The 17,296-nt window shown below is 40.6% G+C and carries 14 protein-coding genes and 1 riboswitch; of the genes, 11 read left to right on the top strand and 3 right to left on the bottom strand.

Annotated features, from left to right (window positions below):
* Positions 1–5 precede the first annotated feature (5 nt).
* The 4 genes from purM to purD are packed head-to-tail and all read left to right on the top strand — an operon-like array spanning position 6 to position 4,430.
* Entirely contained in the window at positions 6–1,031 is a 1,026-nt protein-coding gene (gene purM, locus QFZ31_RS19580; protein WP_307306057.1) for a phosphoribosylformylglycinamidine cyclo-ligase, read from the top strand.
* Entirely contained in the window at positions 1,028–1,630 is a 603-nt protein-coding gene (gene purN, locus QFZ31_RS19575; protein WP_307306052.1) for a phosphoribosylglycinamide formyltransferase, read from the top strand. The genes purM and purN overlap by 4 nt, the downstream gene beginning before the upstream one ends.
* Positions 1,605–3,143, top strand: a complete 1,539-nt coding sequence (gene purH, locus QFZ31_RS19570) for a bifunctional phosphoribosylaminoimidazolecarboxamide formyltransferase/IMP cyclohydrolase (protein ID WP_307306049.1) — start codon at positions 1,605–1,607, stop codon at positions 3,141–3,143. The genes purN and purH overlap by 26 nt, the downstream gene beginning before the upstream one ends.
* Before the next feature lie 15 nt (positions 3,144–3,158).
* A complete protein-coding gene (gene purD, locus QFZ31_RS19565; protein WP_307306046.1) occupies positions 3,159–4,430 on the top strand; it encodes a phosphoribosylamine--glycine ligase in 1,272 nt (423 codons plus the stop codon).
* Here the strand turns inward: purD and QFZ31_RS33855 are convergent.
* Both QFZ31_RS33855 and QFZ31_RS19560 read right to left on the bottom strand, forming a co-directional pair.
* A complete protein-coding gene (locus QFZ31_RS33855; protein ID WP_373459867.1) occupies positions 4,408–4,497 on the bottom strand; it encodes an EYxxD motif small membrane protein in 90 nt (29 codons plus the stop codon). The genes purD and QFZ31_RS33855 overlap by 23 nt on opposite strands.
* Positions 4,498–4,731: 234 nt before the next feature.
* Entirely contained in the window at positions 4,732–5,022 is a 291-nt protein-coding gene (locus tag QFZ31_RS19560; protein ID WP_307306045.1) for a DUF2892 domain-containing protein, read from the bottom strand.
* Positions 5,023–5,189: 167 nt separating this feature from the next.
* On the opposite strand from QFZ31_RS19560, the gene QFZ31_RS19555 reads away from it, so the two are divergent.
* The 7 genes from QFZ31_RS19555 to QFZ31_RS19525 all read left to right on the top strand — a co-directional run bounded on the left by QFZ31_RS19555 (position 5,190) and on the right by QFZ31_RS19525 (position 14,975).
* A complete protein-coding gene (locus QFZ31_RS19555) occupies positions 5,190–6,932 on the top strand; it encodes an adenine deaminase C-terminal domain-containing protein (RefSeq protein WP_307306042.1) in 1,743 nt (580 codons plus the stop codon).
* A gap of 65 nt (positions 6,933–6,997) precedes the next feature.
* Positions 6,998–8,047, top strand: coding sequence for a DUF3048 domain-containing protein (locus tag QFZ31_RS19550; protein WP_307306040.1), 1,050 nt, complete (start codon positions 6,998–7,000; stop codon positions 8,045–8,047).
* 27 nt (positions 8,048–8,074) lie between these two features.
* On the top strand, positions 8,075–8,386 hold the full coding sequence (locus tag QFZ31_RS19545) for a YerC/YecD family TrpR-related protein (RefSeq protein WP_179603101.1): 312 nt from the start codon (positions 8,075–8,077) through the stop codon (positions 8,384–8,386).
* 134 nt (positions 8,387–8,520) lie between these two features.
* A complete protein-coding gene (locus tag QFZ31_RS19540; RefSeq protein WP_307306033.1) occupies positions 8,521–9,204 on the top strand; it encodes a heptaprenylglyceryl phosphate synthase in 684 nt (227 codons plus the stop codon).
* 65 nt (positions 9,205–9,269) lie between these two features.
* Positions 9,270–11,567 (top strand): DNA helicase PcrA, encoded by a 2,298-nt coding sequence (gene pcrA / locus QFZ31_RS19535; protein ID WP_307306031.1) that lies wholly within the window; start codon positions 9,270–9,272, stop codon positions 11,565–11,567.
* A gap of 223 nt (positions 11,568–11,790) precedes the next feature.
* On the top strand, positions 11,791–13,794 hold the full coding sequence (gene ligA, locus QFZ31_RS19530; protein ID WP_307306030.1) for an NAD-dependent DNA ligase LigA: 2,004 nt from the start codon (positions 11,791–11,793) through the stop codon (positions 13,792–13,794).
* A gap of 14 nt (positions 13,795–13,808) precedes the next feature.
* Positions 13,809–14,975 (top strand): CamS family sex pheromone protein, encoded by a 1,167-nt coding sequence (locus QFZ31_RS19525; protein WP_307306027.1) that lies wholly within the window; start codon positions 13,809–13,811, stop codon positions 14,973–14,975.
* Positions 14,976–15,057: 82 nt separating this feature from the next.
* Here QFZ31_RS19525 and thiC read toward each other — a convergent pair whose 3' ends face one another.
* Positions 15,058–16,842 carry a phosphomethylpyrimidine synthase ThiC gene (gene thiC, locus QFZ31_RS19520; protein WP_307306025.1) on the bottom strand — a complete coding sequence of 595 codons (1,785 nt, stop codon included), beginning with the start codon at positions 16,840–16,842 and terminating at the stop codon, positions 15,058–15,060.
* Between the two features lie 139 nt (positions 16,843–16,981).
* Positions 16,982–17,096: riboswitch (TPP riboswitch) on the bottom strand.
* Positions 17,097–17,296 lie beyond the last annotated feature (200 nt).

Below are 17,296 nucleotides of genomic sequence, written 5' to 3'. Positions count from 1 at the left end.
ACATCATGGCGAATGCTTATACACAGGCAGGCGTAAACATCGAAGCAGGCTACGAGGCTGTAGAGAGAATGAAAAAGCATGTACAAAAAACAGCCCGAGCTGGCGTAATAGGTGGCCTCGGAGGCTTCGGTGGTATGTTTGATCTATCGTCACTGAATTTGAAAGAACCAGTTCTTGTATCAGGAACAGATGGCGTTGGTACCAAGCTGATGATTGCCTTTTGGATGGATCAGCATGAAACGATTGGCATTGACGCAGTAGCAATGTGTGTCAACGATATCGTTGTTCAAGGCGCAGAACCATTGTTCTTTTTAGACTATATTGCTACCGGAAAAGCCAAGCCTGAAAAGATTGAAGCCATTGTCAAGGGCATTGCGGATGGATGTGAGCAGGCTGGCTGTGCTCTTATCGGAGGAGAAACAGCGGAAATGCCTGGTTTATATAGTGAAAATGAGTATGATCTTGCTGGCTTTACGGTTGGAGCTTGTGAAAAAAGCCAATTGATTACAGGGGAAACCATTCAGGCTGGTGATGTGTTAATCGGATTAGCATCGAGCGGAATCCACAGCAATGGTTATTCACTCGTAAGAAAGGTGTTTAACAATTGGGCGTTAACGGAATATGTTGACGAGCTTGGCCGCACCTTAGGAGAAGAATTATTAAAACCAACGAAAATCTATGTAAAGCCGATTCTATCTGCGTTGAAAAAGTTCAACTTAAAAGGGATGGCTCATATTACCGGAGGCGGTTTTATTGAAAATATCCCTCGGATGCTTCCTAATGGACTTGGAGCAGCCATCTTTGAAAAAAGCTGGGACATCCCGCCGATTTTCAATTTAATTACAACTGTTGGTCAAATCGACCAGCAGGAAATGTATAATATCTTTAATATGGGTATCGGCATGGTCATTGCAGTTGATAAGGATATCGCGGCTGACCTCATGGATCATTTAAAACAATGCGGAGAAACTGCCTATGAAATCGGTGTTGTAACGGCAGAAGAAGGCATTAGTATTGGTGGCCGCCGATGAAAAAGATTGCTGTTTTTGCATCAGGAAGCGGAAGCAATTTTCAGGCGATTATTGACGTAGTGAAATCGGGAGAACTTGAAGCGGACATCGCAATCCTCGTTTGTGACAAGCCGGATGCCTATGCGGTCCGGCGTGCCAATTCCGCTCGAATCCCAACTTTTGCTTTTAGCCCGAAGGAATATAGTTCCAAGGAAGCTTATGAAAGTGCTATTTTGGAGAAATTAGCAAGCTATGGCGTCGAGTTTATCGTTCTGGCCGGTTATATGAGGCTGATTGGTCCAACATTACTCGGCGAATATGCTGGACGAATTGTTAATATCCATCCTTCGCTTCTTCCGGACTTTCCTGGTAAAGACGCTATTGGTCAAGCATTGGCTGCGAAAGCGGAATGGAGCGGCGTTACCATTCACTACGTTGATGAAGGAATGGACACTGGACCGATCATCGTCCAGGAACGCGTCCGCCTTAGTGAAAAGGAAACAAGAGAGAGTCTGCAAAAGAAAATACAAAATATCGAACATAAGTTATATCCATCTATCCTGCAAATGCTGTTAACGAGAGGGGAAGTTCAACATGACGAAAAAGCGCGCACTTATTAGTGTTTCTGATAAAAATGGTATTCTTGAATTTGCTAAAGAATTAGTCAGCTTAGGTTTTGAAATTATTTCAACGGGCGGAACGAAAAAAGCACTGCAAGAACAAGGTGTTCCTGTTCTCGGAGTAAGTGATGTTACTGGTTTTCCAGAAATATTAGAAGGACGTGTTAAAACGTTAAATCCGTTCATTCATGGGGGCTTACTAGCGAAACATGATGACGAACAACACCAAAAACAGCTTCAAGAACATCGCATTGACCCTATTCAAATTGTTTGTGTTAACCTTTATCCTTTTCAACAAACCATCGCAAAGCCAGATGTAACTACTGAAGACGCAATCGAAAATATTGATATCGGCGGTCCAACGATGTTACGTGCTTCAGCAAAAAATCATCAATATGTAACAGTAGTCGTAGACCCCGTTGACTATTCTAAGGTAATTGAAGAATTAAAGGCAGAGGGTAAAACAACGCTTGAAACCCGTAGAAAGTTGGCGGCAAAGGTTTTCCGCCACACGGCAGCATATGACGCTTTAATCGCTGAATATATGACTGACCTTGCGCAGGAAGAAACACCTGAAAAATTAACCGTTACATACGAGCTGAAGCAATCGCTCCGTTATGGGGAAAATCCACATCAAAAAGCTGCTTTTTATAAAAAGCCACTAGGTTCGACGTTTTCCATTGCTAATGCAGAGCAGCTTCATGGAAAAGAGCTTTCTTATAATAATATTAACGATGCGGATGCTGCCCTGCAGATTGTGAAAGAATTTACAGAGCCTGCCGCAGTTGCTGTAAAACATATGAATCCATGCGGTATTGGAACAGGTGCTAACAGTTTTACCGCGTTTGAAAAAGCATTTGCTGCAGATCCTGTTTCTATTTTTGGCGGAATTATTGCTTTTAATAGTGAAGTGGATGCCCAGACAGCTCACAAGCTTCATGAGATTTTCTTAGAAATCATTATTGCTCCATCTTTCTCTGAGGAAGCATTAACGATCTTAACTGCGAAGAAGAACCTACGTTTATTAACAATTCCATTTTCAGGAGCAAAAAAGCCAGAGATGAAGTTGACAACCATCGAAGGTGGACTGCTTCTTCAGGAACAAGATCGCTTTACATTAGAAAATGCTACAATCTCTGTACCAACAAAAAGACAGCCAACTGAGCAAGAGTGGGAAGCATTAAAGCTCGGCTGGAAGGTAGTAAAGCATGTGAAATCGAATGCAATTGTCGTGACGAAAGAGGATATGACAATTGGAATTGGTGCAGGTCAAATGAACCGGGTAGGTGCGGCTGAAATCGCCTTAAAACAAGCAGGTGAAAAAGCTGCAGGTGCAGCACTCGCCTCTGATGCCTTTTTCCCTATGGATGATACCGTCGAAGCCGCAGCAAAAGCCGGAATTACGGCAATCATTCAGCCTGGCGGTTCCATCCGTGACGAAGATTCCATTAAAAAAGCGGATGAATATGGAATTGCTATGGTCTTTACCGGAGTAAGACATTTTAAACATTAAAATGAGGTGAGATGGATGAAGGTTCTAATTGTTGGTCGAGGCGGAAGAGAACATGCACTGTGCCGAAAGGTAAGTGAAAGCACGCTTGTAGAAAAAGTATTTGTCGCTCCTGGTAACCATGGGATGGAAGATGTCGCAGAACGTGTTGCGATCGACGAAAGTAACCATGAACAACTTATTCAATTCGCGACGGAACAAGGAATTGGTTTAACCATTATCGGACCAGAAGTTCCTTTGCTTGAAGGGTTAGCAGATAAATTTGAGGTCGAAGGTCTTGCTGTGTTTGGACCGCGACGACTAGCAGCCGAAATCGAAGGAAGTAAATCGTTCGCAAAGGAAATCATGAGAAAATATGATATCCCTACTGCTGACTATGCTGTATTCACCAACTACGAGGAAGCAAAGAAATATATTGAAGAAAAAGGCGCTCCTATCGTAATCAAAGCTGACGGATTAGCAGCAGGAAAAGGCGTTACAGTAGCATTAACACTAGAAGAGGCATTACAAAGTACGGAAGAAATGCTCGTTGGCCAAAAATTTGGTGAAGCTTCCGCAAGGGTAGTTATTGAGGAGTTTTTGAGCGGTGAGGAATTTTCACTAATGGCGTTTGTGAATGGGGAAGTGGTTATACCGCTAGAAATCGCCCAAGACCATAAACGTGCCTATGATGGTGATAACGGTCCTAATACAGGAGGAATGGGTGCATACTCACCTGTCCCTCATATCGCCAATGAGACAGTTGAAACGGCAATTGAAACGATCCTTAAGCCTTCGGCAAAAGCAATGGTTCAAGAAGGAAGAAGCTTCTGTGGTATTCTATATGCAGGCTTAATTGCGAGTGAAAAAGGGCCAAAGGTAATTGAGTTTAATGCCCGCTTTGGCGACCCGGAAACACAAGTAATCTTACCAAGGTTAAAATCTGATTTAGTCCAGACTATATTAGATGTATTAGCCGGCGGCACCCCTGAGTTAGTTTGGGATGAACAGTCGATGGTTGGAGTTGTTGTCGCAGCAAAAGGGTATCCAGAAACTTATGAAAAAGGTGCTGTTCTTAAAGGCTTAACGGATTTCTCGAAAGAAGTCTATACCTTCCATGCAGGAACAAATAAAAATACACTTGGTGAATTTGAAACTGCTGGAGGCAGAGTTCTCTTAGTCGGTGCGAAGGCCATGACTTTAAAGGAAGCGCAAGATAATGTCTACCGAGAGCTTGAAAAATTATCCTGTGACGGAGTTTTTTATCGAAGGGATATCGGCTTCAAGGCTATCGGGCGCGTCTTCTGTTAGAGCGGCGGATAAATACAAATAAAAGAGCAACTATGCTGCCGATTAAGCTGATAAGTACAAACGACATGTCTAATAAATATTCCCAAAACATGATAGATTACCTTCCTTTCAAGGGCTGGCCAACCACGGTCAGCCCTAACTTTTTGTGTTTTTCTGCTATTCGTTACCGTAAACTCCAAAAAATCAAGGTGAAGGGCACGAATAGCGACTATACGTTCCCGTAAACTTTCAATAATTCAAGAATAAGGGCACGAATAGCATAAATTTATCTGAAATTCCTTATTAATTATAGAGTAATTAATTAAGTTGGGTTATATGGGAGTACCTCATCAACTTCGCCATTATTTGACCCATCATCGAGAGCCAATGGTTTTTCCTGTTCCATTTCCTGATATCTTTCAAATAGCGCGGTCACAGGGCAAAAACGGACTATTCCCTCTGCCACTTTCATTGCGCCACAAATGGCAATAAATAAATAGGAATCTCTCCAAGGAAACTTCACCATTTTAGCTGTACTCCAAGAAAGGATGGTAAGCCCAATTGTAATCCTTATTAATGCATTCAGGATTCCGATATTTTTAGTAACGTTCACATTGTTCACTCCTTCACGATATTTTTACAGCAATTATCCAATTCTTTAATGCGTTAAACAATAAAATATGATAGTATAGATATACACTAAAATTTGTAAGGGCTTTCTTTACTTATAAATCAACATTCTTACTAGATAAATAGCTTCTGAGAAAGGGAGGGTATCGTATGCTCGATCAACGTTATCGATGGAAAAATAAACATTTACGCATGCATGTATCCGTTTTAGATGGAAAAACTTCACCAACCATTTTATTAAAAAACGCCTTATATTTAAATCAGACATTTCGCCAGTGGATGCGCGCGAATATTTGGATATATGAAGATCGGATTGTATATGTTGGCGAGAATTTACCGCCGAAATTGGAAAACTGTGAAATCATTGACTGTACAAATGAAATTCTGGTTCCAGGGTATATCGAGCCACATGCCCATCCTTATCAATTATATAATCCCCATACTCTGGCGGCCTATGCATCACAATTTGGAACAACGACAATAATCAATGACAATATGTCATTGATTATGCATTTGAAGAAAAAGGAAGCGTTTTCTTTATTAAAGGACTTACGTTCCATCCCGACTACTATGTATTGGTGGTGCCGGTTTGATCCGCAAACGGAAATCTTAAATGAGGAAGATGTTTTTTCACATAGCAATATTAAATCATGGTTAGAGCATGACGCTGTTCTCCAAGGCGGTGAATTGACTGGCTGGCCTAAATTGTTAGACGGCGATGATATGATGCTGCATTGGATTCAAGAGACAAAACGGTTGAACAAAAAAATTGAAGGACATTTTCCTGGTGCTTCAGAGAAAACATTAGCAAAAATGATTCTGTTAGGGGCAGATAGTGACCATGAAGCCATGACAGGTGAAGAAGTATATGACCGCTTAATGCAGGGATATATGGTTTCATTGAGATATTCCTCCATTCGTCCTGATCTGCCAGATTTGCTTGATGATATGAAACGTTTAGGAATTCAAGCCTATGATCGTTTAATGTTTAACACAGATGGCTCAACATCGACATTTTATGAACAAGGTATCACCGACCAAATGATTCGGATTGCCATTGAAAAAGGTGTACCAGTAATTGATGCCTATAACATGGCTACGGTGAATATTGCGCGTTATTACAATATTGACCATTTACATGGTAATATTGCAACTGGCCGTGTTGCAAATATCAACTTCCTTTCCAGTATTGAGGACCCGACACCTCATTCTGTGCTGGCAAAAGGTAAGTGGGTAAAACGCGACGGGCAAGTGGTTGAGGCTTATCACTCAATTAATTGGGATGATTATGGTCTTAAACCAATGGAACTGGACTGGAACCTAAGTATTGACGATTTACAATTTTCAATGCCATTTGGAATTAAGATGGAGAATTCGGTTATTACGAAGCCGTACTCCATTGCCATTGATGCCTCATGTGATGAATTGTCAAAAGACCATGATGAGTGTTTCTTTTCTCTGTTAGACAGGAATGGCAAGTGGAGGATCAATACATTATTAAAAGGATTTGCTTCAAATCTATCTGCACTGGCAAGTTCATTTTCCAATACAGGTGACATTATCTTAATTGGAAAAAATAAACGTGATATGCTTACTGCCTTCGAGAGGATGAAGGAGTTAGGCGGCGGTATTGTCATGGTCGAGGAAGAGAAAGTGGTATGTGAGATTCCATTAAAACTGAACGGAATTATGTCAAATCTTCCGATTAAGGAACTAATGAACGAAGAAAAGAAATTACTTGTTGAATTAAAGTATCGTGGGTATTCCTTCTCAGATCCGGTGTACAGTTTATTATTCTTTTCGGCTACTCATTTACCCTATATACGAATCACCCAACAGGGTATGTACGATGTAATGAACAAAACTGTTCTCTTTCCGTCGATAATGCGTTAAACTATAAAAGTAATTAAACGGATTAAACCGCTTCCAAGAAAAGACGATAGGAGTGTTATAAGAAAATGAAGAAATGGGCTGTTGCCGTAACAGCAGTTCTTTTATTGCTCTCCGGTTGTACCGATAAAGAAAAGACTAATGGACCAAAACAGCCTCAAAAAGAAGAAGTTGAAGAAGTGATACAGGAAGAGGTAGAGAATGAACTCCCTTTTCACTACCCATTAACAGGGGTGGGTTCAGAGACTGAGACAGATGGAAGAGCAGTGGCGGTTATGATTAATAATCATCCAAAAGCGAGACCTCAATCTGGCTTGAACAAAGCGGATGTTGTATATGAACTTCTAGCAGAGGGTGATGTTACTCGATTCCTTGCTGTTTTCCAAAGTGAAAAACCAGATAATATGGGTCCCGTTCGAAGTGCGAGGGACTATTACGTTGATCTGGCAAAAGGTCTGGATGCTCTTTTTATCGCACACGGCTATAGTGAAGAGGCAAGAGAATTGCTCGAAAGTGACTTTGTTGATAATTTAAATGGTATGGTCTATGAGGGTACATTGTTTAAAAGAGCCAGCTTCCGTGATGCACCTCATAATTCCTATATTACGTATGAGAATGTCTTAAAAGGTGCCAAGGAAAAGAAATACTCGATGAATCAGTCTCCGCCTGAGTTTCAATTTTTATCAGAGGATGATAGTAAATCAGTTACCGGGGACGAAGCGAGTTCAGTAATGATTTCATATTCTTCTACCGGGGTTTTCAATTCCACCTACGAGTATGATGAATCAATTGGAAAATACAAGCGCTTCTCTGATGGGGATCAAACCATAGATTATGAGTCAAAAAAACCGATTCTGTTAGATAATTTGTTTATTATTGAGACTTCTCATCAAGTCATTGATGACGTTGCGCATAAGGAAATTGATCTACAATCAGGGGGATCTGGTTACTTACTGCAAAAGGGAAAGGTAATGAAAGTGGAATGGAAAAATGATAATGGATTAATTGTTCCAATAAAAGATGGAGAAATTGTTCCATTTGTTCAAGGAAAGACTTGGGTCAACGTGGTTCCGTCGAATCCTGGACTCCAATCAAGTGTTTCATTTAATGTAAAATAATCTTAACTACTTAAAGGGGTAAAATACATGCAAATTAATAAGTTACGTGGAAAAGAGCTTGACCAATTATTCCAAGCTGTTCTTTCACTGAAGGACCTTGAAGAATGCTATCGCTTCTTTGATGATTTATGTACCATTAATGAAATTCAATCATTGGCACAACGTTTAGATGTAGCAAGAATGCTGCGTGAAGGAAATACCTATCATAAAATTGAGACTGAAACAGGTGCGAGCACAGCAACTATCTCTCGTGTGAAGCGCTGCTTGAACTTCGGTAATGATACGTATGAAATGGTATTAGAGCGAATCAAAACAGAAAACGTAACCGAAGAGAAATAATCCAAACCGAAGAGCATGCTCTTCGGTTTTTTATATGGGTAGATTTTCTATTAAGTAATTTAGTGTTTTCTTTTTTAATCGAATGAGCTAATGCTATAATGGTGTAATGTAAGAACGAATGGGAGGATCTTGGGATGTACGATTTTCGCGAGTGGCGCCATGTGTTTAAACTCGATCCAAATAAAGAGATAAGTGATGAACAGTTAGAAAGAATATGCGAATCTGGAACAGACGCGGTAATGGTTGGAGGTACAGATGGGGTAACCTTGGAAAAAGTCCTTGATCTAATGGCGCGAATTCGCCGCTACACCGTTCCTTGTGTCCTCGAAGTTTCAAGTATTGATGTAGTTACCCCTGGATTTGACCTTTATTTTATTCCGACAATTTTAAATAGCAATGATACAAAGTGGATCACTGGACTGCACCATCAGGCAGTTAAAGAATTTGGTGAAATTATGGATTGGGAAGAAATCGTCATGGAAGGCTACTGCATTTTGAACCAAGAATGCAAAGCCGCAAAATTGACGTCTGCCAATGCAAATGCTTCAACAGAAGAAGTAAAGGCGTATGCGATGATGGCAGAGAAAATGTTTCATTTACCAATCTTTTATCTTGAATATAGCGGCAGATATGGAGATGTAGAAGTGGTAGCTGAAGTTAAGAAAACCCTTGAGGAAACGGTCCTGTTTTATGGCGGGGGAATTTCAACGCTTCAACAAGCAGCCGAAATGGCTGAGCATGCGGATGTCATTGTGGTTGGAAACGCCATTTATGATGATATCGAACAAGCTTTAGCAACAGTAAAAAGTATTCGATGAAAATTTGCTTAATTGGATAGAAAGAGTTAAAATAAGAACAAACGTTTGGTATGGTGGTGAAGGAATTGCAATACTTATCAGAAAAGCTTTTAAATGGCTTAAACCCAGAACAACAAAATGCAGTAAAAGCAACGGACGGCCCGCTTTTACTTATGGCTGGTGCGGGTAGTGGTAAAACGAGAGTACTAACGCATCGTATTGCTTATTTAATTGTTGAAAAACGCGTAAATCCTTATAACATTTTAGCGATTACCTTTACAAATAAAGCTGCCCGTGAAATGAGAGAACGTATCGGAAAAATGATGGGCGGAGCTGCCGAAGAAATTTGGATTTCCACGTTTCACTCGATGTGTGTGAGAATACTGCGCAGAGACATTGACAGAATGGGCTTTAACCGTAACTTTACGATTTTGGATACAGGTGACCAGCAATCCGTGGTGAAAGGAATCCTTAAGGATAAGAACCTTGATCCTAAAAAATATGATCCGCGTGCGATTTTAGGCGCGATCAGCTCGGCAAAAAATGAGTTAATTGATCCGGAAGAATATGCAAAAACGGCTGGAGGCTATTTTGAACAAACCGTAAGCGATGTATATACTGAATATCAAAAACGATTGCGAAAAAATCAAGCACTCGACTTTGATGACTTAATTATGATGACGATCCAATTGTTCCAGCGTGTACCAGAGGTGCTTGAATATTATCAGCGAAAGTTTCAATACATTCACGTCGATGAGTATCAGGATACAAACAGAGCACAGTATATGCTAGTCAAGTTTCTTGCAAACCGTTTTAAGAACCTATGCGTAGTCGGGGATTCTGACCAGTCGATTTATCGCTGGCGTGGAGCGGATATTGCTAATATCCTTTCTTTTGAAAAAGATTATCCGGATGCAAAAGTCATTTTACTTGAGCAAAACTACCGTTCTACAAAAAGGATTCTTCTAGCAGCGAATAAGGTTATCGAAAATAATGTAACCCGAAAAGCTAAGAATCTTTGGACGGAAAATCCAGAAGGTAATAAACTCGTTTATTATCGTGCAGATAGTGAGCAAGGAGAAGCACAGTTCGTTGCGGGAAAAATTAAAGAATTAACACGCGAAGGCAAGTACAAACTTTCGGACGTTGCGATCCTTTACCGGACTAATGCTCAGTCCCGTGTAATGGAGGAAGTGCTGTTAAAATCAAATATTGAATACAGCATTGTCGGCGGTACCAAGTTCTATGACAGAAAAGAAATCAAGGACATGCTTGCTTATTTAAGGCTCATTGCTAATAATGATGATGATATTAGTCTACAGCGAATTATTAACGTGCCAAAACGTGGAATCGGATCTAGCTCAGTAGATAAAATGGCGAACTTCGCGGCAATGCACGATATATCTATTTTTGAAGCGCTGGATTCTGTTGAGCTGCTAGGATTAAGTCCGAAAATCACCAAGGGTGCCAGGGAATTTAGAGATTTAATTAAAAACTATACGCAAATGCAAGAGTTTTTATCTGTAACGGAACTGGTTGAGGATATTTTAGATAAGTCTGGTTATCGTGAAATGCTGAAGGCAGAGAAGTCAATCGAAGCCCAAAGCAGACTGGAGAACTTAGACGAATTATTATCTGTAACGAAGAATTTTGAAGAAGTGAATGAAGATAAGAGCTTAGTAGCTTTTTTAACGGATTTGGCATTAGTTGCTGATATTGATTCGTTGGATGAAGACGGTGAAAAAACAGACTCGATTACTCTTATGACCTTGCACTCTGCAAAAGGATTAGAATTTCCGGTTGTCTTTTTAATTGGATTGGAAGAAGGGGTATTCCCTCACAGCCGTTCATTAATGGAAGAAGCTGAGATGGAGGAAGAACGCCGCTTAGCATACGTAGGAATTACTAGAGCGGAGCAGACTTTATTCCTGACAAATGCTCAGATGAGAACATTGTTTGGGCGCACAAGCATGAACCCTGCATCCCGGTTTATCCGTGAAATTCCTGAGGAACTCTTAGAAGGCGTGGAAAAAGAGGAACGTAGGAATACTACGTTTGGATCAAGAGGTGGAACATCTCTTGGACGAAGCGCCTCTGGATCAACCGGAACCTCTTTTGGACGAAGCACATCTGGTACAAACGGAACATCCTTCGGTACACCAGTTACTAGAAAACCAGTTATGAGACCTATAGCCGCTTCTACTGGCGGGGATACTGTCGGTTGGAAAGTCGGCGATAAAGCTGAACATGGTAAATGGGGAATTGGAACAGTAGTAAGTGTGAAGGGAGAAGGCGAAGGAACAGAGCTCGACATTGCCTTCCCAAGCCCGACTGGAATTAAACGCCTGCTGGCTAAATTTGCTCCCATTACAAAAAAAGTATAGGAGTTAATAAGCTCAGTGTTGATTTTCGCGGAAGGCACGAAGACTCCTGCGGGAGGACGGGGTAGGGGAGACCCCGCAGGCGCTTTAGCGATGAGGAGGCTCCCCGCACCGCCCGTGGAAAGCGAAGTGACAGGAGCGAAATTCAACACGGCCTAAGTATAAAAAGAATTGCCCCTGTTATGGGGCTATTCTCGTATTATTTTACAATGAAAGGGCTGGATGTATGGACCTTCAAACAGCGGAACTGAAAATCAATGAACTAAGAAGCCTATTAAATCAATATGGCTACGAATATTACGTGCTTGATCAACCTTCAGTACCTGATGCAGAATATGATCGTTTAATGCAGGAACTCTTAGAGTTAGAGGCAAAATTCCCAGAATTAAAAACGCCAGATTCACCATCTGTGCGTGTTGGCGGCGATGTGCTGGACTTATTTGAAAAGGTAGAGCACCGAACACCAATGCTAAGCTTGGGTAATGCCTTTAAGGAACAGGATTTAAAAGATTTCGACCGCCGTGTTCGTCAGGCTGTCGGAGATGATGTCTCCTATGTTTGTGAATTAAAGATTGATGGCCTCGCTGTCTCTTTGCGCTATGAAAATGGCTTGTTTATTCAAGGAGCAACAAGAGGAGACGGGACCATTGGTGAGGATATTACAGCAAATTTAAAAACCATCAAATCCATCCCTCTCCGCTTGCGTGAAAATGCAACATTAGAGGTTCGCGGTGAAGCTTATATGCCGAAGCGTTCCTTTGAAGCGTTAAATAAAGCAAAGGAAGAACGCGGTGAAGAGCTAGCTGCAAATCCAAGAAATGCAGCAGCAGGCTCATTAAGACAGCTGGATCCGAAAATTGCTGCAACAAGGAATCTTGATGTTTTTCTATATGGAATCGGCGGCGGCGATATAAATGCAGCATCCCATAGCGAAGGGTTAGATTACCTAGATCATCTTGGTTTTAAAACAAATAAAGAGCGTCGAAAGTGCCCGACAATAAACGAGGTAATCGAGTATGTTAGTAGCTGGGTCGATAAGCGCCCACTTTTACCATATGAAATAGATGGCATTGTTATAAAGGTAGATTCCTACGAGCACCAGAGTAAACTTGGAACAACGGCAAAAAGTCCACGCTGGGCGATTGCCTATAAATTCCCTGCCGAAGAAGTCGTGACAACTCTATTAGATATTGAATTAAGTGTTGGCAGGACCGGTGTTGTTACACCAACGGCAATACTTAAGCCGGTTAAGGTAGCTGGTACCACCGTTGGACGTGCTTCTTTGCATAATGAAGACTTAATTCGCGAAAAGGATATTAAGATTGGCGACCAAGTCGTGGTTAAAAAAGCTGGAGACATCATTCCAGAAGTGGTCAATGTATTGGCAGAACAACGTACTGGGGATGAACGTGATTTCCAAATGCCTACACATTGTCCGGAGTGTGAAAGCGAACTTGTCCGACTTGAAGGGGAAGTGGCGTTACGTTGTATTAATCCTAAATGCCCGGCGCAAATCCGTGAAGGTTTGATTCACTTTGTATCTCGTGATGCGATGAATATTGAGGGTCTAGGGGAAAAAGTAATCAGCCAGCTTTTTGCGGAAAAATTGATCTCGGATGTTGCTGATATTTATAAACTAACCTATGAACAGTTAATAGCCTTAGAAAGAATGGGTGAAAAATCAGTTACAAATCTGTTAAAAGCGATTGAATCATCTAAAACTAATTCATTAGAAAAGCTATTATTTGGTCTCGGTATACGACATGTTGGTGCAAAAGCTGCAAAAACACTTGCGCAAAGCTTTGATACGATGGACAAACTAGCTGCTGCACAAAAAGAAGACCTGATTGCGATCAATGAAATTGGCGATAAAATGGCAGATTCTATTGTGGCATTTTTCGACCAGGAAGAGGCAATGGAACTGATAAAGGAACTTGCTTCTGCAGGAGTTAATATGGCATATAAAGGGGCAAAACCAGTTTCTGTAGAAGAATCTAACAGTATCTTTGCAGGGAAAACAGTTGTTCTGACTGGGAAACTGGAACAACTCTCTAGAAATGAAGCCAAGGAGAAGATCGAAGCCCTTGGAGGAAATGTATCTGGAAGTGTCAGCAAAAAAACACATCTTGTTATTGCTGGTGAAGATGCTGGTTCGAAGCTTACCAAGGCCGAGGAGCTGGGAATTGAAGTGTGGGACGAGGAGAAGCTCTTGGTAGAATTAAATAAATAAGAGGTGTAATCAAAGTGAAAAAACTTTCATTGCTCGCTCTTTCCCTTTTCTTACTGCTTAGTGGATGTGCACCGAACTTTCAAAAGCAGGAGAATGTTGTCCAAACAAAAGAAAAGGCGGATGAGAAAGCAATTATTCCGAAATATAATATTTCCGACAACTATTATCGGACGATTTTACCGTTCGAGCCTGGGGAAGCACGCGGATTAATAGTTGGAAATATTAATACTCGATATGACATTAATGAATTTGAAACAGGATTGATGAGGATTGCTCAGCATCAATTCGATCCTAAAACCTATTTGTTCCGTGAAGGACAAGAGTTAAAGCGTAATACGGTTAGATTGTGGTTAAACCGAAAATTTACACCGGCACAATTAAGTGCAGAGGGATTAAAGGAAGAAGAAAACATTGGTTTAAACCCGCTTATGGAGGACGGTGCAGATTTTCAGCAAGGGAATAATAATAGTCCGATTTATTTAGCTCATATCTTAGAGCATGATTATCTAATCAAAGGAGAAAACGATACGGTCAAATTGGGCGGTGTCGTGATTGGACTAGCATTAAATTCTGTCCATTATTTTCGTACTGCAGTAGGTGAACCCTACTTTGAGCGGAAGATTGAGTTTGCTGAAATGGAACGGGAAGGGAAAAAGATTGCCGAAGAGGTCCTTAAGCGTCTGCGAACCATGAAAAATTTAAAGGATGTTCCGATTACCATTGGTTTATTTGAGCAGCAAAGCAAATCATCTGTAGTGCCTGGCACCTTTTTTACCTACACCAATGTTGATAAAGGAAGCTCAACAATTAATACCTGGGAGCCAGTAAATGAAAAATATTTCCTATTTCCATCTACTGAGGCACAAGAGGCACACCGTGATGATGTAACTGCATTTTTGAACTTTAAGCAGGATGTGGAAGAGTATTTTCCAAACTTTAATGGTGTAATTGGCCGCGCCTTCTATATTGGTGATCAATTTACTGATTTGGATATTACCATTCCAATTCAGTTCTATGGAAAATCCGAGGCAATTGGGTTTACTCAATATGTAACAGGGCTTGTTCTTGAGCATTTTCCAAATTATATATCGGTTTCGGTAAGTGTGACCTCTGTTGACGGACCAGAGGCATTAATCGTCCGTAAAGCAAATGAGGCCGAACCGTTTGTGCATATATATTAACCTGGCGAAAACTATCAAAAATTCTTTATAAATAAAGGACAATACATATTTTAGTACGACTAATATGTATTGTCCTTTTGTTCTATTGATAAATGTTACCCCCAGATTGTTTAAACTCTGTAGCTTTTTCCTTCATACCCTTTTCGATAGCTTCATTCGTATTAAGCTTGTTTTCTTTCGCGTAATTACGAATATCTTGAGAGATTCTCATGCTGCAAAACTTTGGTCCACACATTGAACAGAAATGTGCCGTTTTTGAACCTTCTGCAGGTAACGTCTCATCATGATATTCCAAAGCTCGTTCAGGGTCCAACGATAAATTAAACTGATCTCTCCAACGGAATTCGAAACGAGCTTTTGATAAGGCATCATCTCTCTTGTATGCGCCCGGATGTCCTTTTGCTAAATCAGCAGCATGTGCAGCTATTTTATAAGTTATAACACCTTCACGTACATCATCTCGGTTTGGTAAACCTAAATGTTCTTTTGGTGTTACATAACAAAGCATAGCCGTACCGTACCAACCAATCATGGCTGCACCAATCGCAGATGTAATATGATCATAGCCAGGAGCTATGTCAGTTGTAAGTGGGCCTAGAGTATAGAAAGGAGCTTCCTTACAAATCTCCAGTTGTTTGTCCATGTTTTCTTTTATAAGGTGCATAGGTACGTGTCCTGGACCTTCAACCATTACCTGTACATCATGCTCCCAAGCAATTTTTGTTAGTTCTCCTAGAGTTTCTAATTCCGCAAATTGTGCTTCATCATTGGCATCAGCAATAGAACCAGGACGTAACCCATCTCCTAAAGAGAATGCAACATCATATGTTTTCATGATTTCACAGATTTCTTCAAAATGAGTATATAAAAAATTTTCTTTATGGTGGTGAAGACACCATTGTGCCATAATTGACCCACCTCGGGATACAATACCTGTTAAACGCTTTGCTGTTAACGGCACATATCGTAAAAGAACACCAGCATGAATGGTGAAGTAATCCACGCCTTGCTCGGCTTGTTCAATTAATGTATCACGATAAACCTCCCATGTTAGATCTTCGGCAACACCATTTACTTTTTCAAGCGCTTGGTAGATAGGAACGGTTCCAACAGGAACAGCTGAATTACGAATAATCCATTCCCTTGTGGTGTGAATGTTTTTACCTGTTGATAGGTCCATAATATTATCCGCACCCCACCGTGTTGCCCATGTCATTTTTTCAACTTCTTCTTCGATTGATGATGAAACCGCAGAATTCCCAATATTTGCGTTGATTTTAACATGGAAATTACGTCCTATAATCATAGGCTCTGCCTCTGGATGATTGATATTAGAAGGAATAATTGCTCGCCCTTTTGCAACTTCTGCACGCACAAATTCAGGTTTCATATTTTCTCTTAAAGCGATAAATTCCATCTCAGGGGTGATAATGCCCATCCTTGCATAATGAAGCTGTGTAACATTTTTCCCTTTTTTTGCACGTAAAGGTTTACGCTTTAAACCGGGGAACAAGTTATGATTGGCACGAGGATCATTTTCATCCTTATATCCATTGTCTTCAGCCTTTATTTCTCTCCCGTCGTATTCCTCAACATCCCCTCGTTCATGAATCCAAGTGCTTCGCAGAGCGGGGAGACCTTTTGTAATATCAACCAAATAATTAGCGTCTGTATAAGGTCCGCTTGTATCGTAAACACGAACTGGTGGATTTTCTTCTTCGCCAAATGTGCCTGTTGTCGGACTGAGTTCAATCTCACGCATTGGCACCTTAATATCAGGCCTTGAGCCTTCAACATAAACTTTTTTACTACCTGAAAAGCTAGACATGATGGAAATGCGTTTTTCGTTTAATGAAGTGGTTGACATAGAGTAAATCTCTCCCTGTTTTTAAAATTAAAGGTCGAGATCTAGAACAAAACGAGTGGATGGAAAGTAATGAAGTACATAAAAAAGCCGAGTCCAAAAAGGATGGACCGGCTTTGTAAGTAGAAGTTTATTCAATACATGATGATTTTTCTAACTTCCCCACGCTAGTATGATCTAGATCAGGTCCAAAGGGTCAAGAAACTTCAACGTGTTTCTCTCTCAGCCCACCTCATTGGACTCCCCTAGTTATTTCTATTCAATTTGGTTTTAGTATACATGAGTCTTAAGTGAATTAAAAGGAACATTTAAAAAAAATTAAAAATTATCCTTTTTGAATGATAGTTCGGTTAAAGTAACGCCAGGTCTTTTTTTTGCAAAAATATGACTTCATGGCTATCCATTGATACGTGTAAAAGAAACATGTTAGAATGTACGAGGATGAATGTTTTTACTA

It is taken from the genome of Neobacillus niacini, assembly GCF_030817595.1.
GTDB lineage: Bacteria > Bacillota > Bacilli > Bacillales > Cytobacillaceae > Neobacillus > Neobacillus niacini_G.
This window is presented reverse-complemented; position numbering and strand designations above follow the sequence as displayed.